This is a genomic window from Pseudomonas sp. P5_B2 (assembly GCF_056400445.1).
In genome coordinates this window covers 1-530 of the sequence record NZ_JBFULH010001512.1, presented here as the reverse complement: position 1 = coordinate 530, position 530 = coordinate 1, and the positions used below count along the sequence as shown (strand labels likewise).

Genomic DNA, 530 nt, shown 5'->3' with positions numbered 1-530 from the left:
GCTCATCAAGCAATATAGCCCGCGTTGATTAGGGGCTTCGAACTTTATTCGGGGCGGGCAGAAGGGCTTCGCTTCTCAGCCGTCCCTATAACATGGCTTACCGCATGCAGTGCGGGTGTGCAAACTGTGGCTGCCTCTTACCGGCAAAGTCTAGGAAGGCACCTTTATGGACGAAGAACTTTTGATCCATGAGATCAGGCGTGTGATTGCATTAATGCTGGCTTGAAGAAAGAAATTGAATTTGAGACCAAGCTGAGTGCACTGCTGGGTGAATACAGCTACAGCCTAAAAGACGTGATCAACCTGCTTGATCCGAAGTCTGATCGACGTGCACCAGTTGCCGAGCCCCAAGCCAGTACTCGGACACCATGCCAGGTTAAGTTCTACAAGAGCCCGAACACCGGTGAAATCGTCGAAACCAAAGGTGGCAATCACAAGACCCTGAAGGAATGGAGAGCTGAGCACGGCTTCGCGACCGTTGAGTCTTGGTTGACCAAGGGAGTTTGGTTTGAGCACGAGCGGCATTTTGC

1 pseudogene is annotated in these 530 nt (G+C 51.7%); it reads left to right on the top strand.

The features are described 5' to 3' along the window. Window positions 1-213 precede the first annotated feature (213 nt). Window positions 214-530 (top strand): annotated as a pseudogene (locus AC1DRJ_RS32120) (histone-like nucleoid-structuring protein, MvaT/MvaU family); the annotation flags it as partial.